Source organism: Aurantimonas sp. C2-5-R2 (genome assembly GCF_036549495.1).
Classification (GTDB): Bacteria; Pseudomonadota; Alphaproteobacteria; order Rhizobiales; family Rhizobiaceae; genus Aurantimonas; species Aurantimonas coralicida_A.
This window is the reverse complement of the sequence record NZ_JAZHLJ010000217.1, coordinates 1-1,645: the sequence shown is the minus strand read 5'-3', so window position 1 is coordinate 1,645 and position 1,645 is coordinate 1. Positions and strand designations below refer to the sequence as shown.

Sequence of the window (1,645 nt, the reverse complement as noted above, 5' to 3'; positions counted from 1 at the left end):
GGCTCTTGCGCATGTTGTGTGGTTTTACGGCGCCAGGATCAGTCGGCGGCGGAGCAGTTCGAGATTTCCGCGGCCATACATGGAGCGCTTGAGCAGCTTCAGCTTATTCACCTGGCCCTCGACCTGGGCGCTACTCCAACAGGTTTCCAAAGCGGCTCGAACCGCATCGCCGTCATGCTGAAGGCCTGCGGCGAAGGTTTCGACAGGACGCAGACCACAGCGCTTTGCGCCACGAAGCCAATCGTCGAACGCGGGGCCGGCATCATGGGCCTTGGTTCCGACCCGGCGGACGAGATCGACGAAACGGCGAACAACTCGAATGAGGATGGCGGCGTCGCGATCCTGGCTGATTCGCAGGATCGCGTTAGCCTCTTCGATCGACCTCCTTTCTGGTGCCTTGACGATCAACCACGCGAGTTGCTTCGGGGACGGAATCGAAACAGGGTTTTGGGTGGCGGGAGCTGGCGGAGCCGTATCGACCGTCCTATGCGGGGCATGTTTCGACGGAGCCGTCCGGTGGTCCTGAAGCCACCGATGAATCTGGCTGGCGGAACCGCCATAGCCAAGATCGCGGCATTCGCGCCAGAGCTGCAGGCCGTTTTCGCATCCGTTCGCGAGCCGCGATCTCAGCAACGGCAGATAGGGATCAATGATGCTGCTTGCCGTTGCCCGCACGGCCCGCTCGGGAAAGGCATCGGCATAAGCGAACTTACGGACGGTGGTCGGTGACAAACCTGTCGCTCGGCTGATCGCCACGATCGCCTCGCCGGCGAGGTAACGCCGACGCACATCGTCATATTGCGTCAGTCGCCGTGTGCGGCTTTCGGCAGCGACATCAGCGTCGGAACGCAATCGTCTGAACGCCTTCGTTCGACACGTCTTCGTTCGACACGTCTTCGTCGCCTTCGGCGATGACAGTTCGGGCAGCCGCCGCAAACGCGCATGAGCGCCGGCAGCCCATCGCTCGACCATCTGCCGCGTGTTGTGGAGAAGGTGCCAACGATCGGCGATCTGGACGGCGTTCCGGGCACCGATCGTTATGGCGCGCCGGTATTCTGTCGATCGGTCCCGAGCAACGATTTCGATCCCAGGCCTGGATTCCAGCCAAACGATCACCGTCTCCGCCGTGCGGTCAGGCAAGAGATCTATCGGACGGTGGCGTTGGAGGTCGACGGTGATCGTGCCGTAGCGCAGCCGCTTCTTCATCGCCCAATCATCAACGCCGATGATTGTCGGTGTCGATGGCGTCGGCTCGGGCAGCAGGCGAACCAGCCGAAGGATCGTGTCGCCGCTGACAGGCATTGCCATTTGCCTTGAAAGGCGGCTGTCCGCCGCTCCGCCCAGAGCAATTCCCGTTCTTGCCTGCGCCTTGGACAAGCCGCTTCGTCCTTCGCGCCGACGGCGCGACCAGCATCGGCACGTTCTCGCCGAAGGTCCGGCGTCGGCAGCCGGCATTCCGGACACCGCGCAACCTTATAGCGCTTCTGCAACGAAATCGTCAGTCCCGATGGACCTTCGGGCCGGATTCCATTGAAGCGACATCCGGGCATCATCGATATTTGAGGCATGCTTCCTCCACCGCATCATCTGCGGTGTTAGAAAGAGTCGCCACGCCTCAAGACCACACAACATGCGCAAGAGCCAC

Annotated in this window: 1 protein-coding gene; it reads right to left on the bottom strand. The window is 61.9% G+C overall.

All coding sequences use genetic code 11. The annotated features are described in order from the left end of the window. Positions 1-24: 24 nt before the first annotated feature. A complete protein-coding gene (locus VQ044_RS25055) occupies positions 25-1,455 on the bottom strand; it encodes an ISL3 family transposase (RefSeq protein ID WP_327650362.1) in 1,431 nt (476 codons plus the stop codon). Between the last annotated feature and the right edge of the window lie 190 nt (positions 1,456-1,645).

Coding starts and splice junctions, on each gene's coding strand:
- VQ044_RS25055 (WP_327650362.1), bottom strand. CDS start 1,455: ATGCCGGCTGCCGACGCCGGACCTTCGGCGAGAACGTGCCGATGCTGG.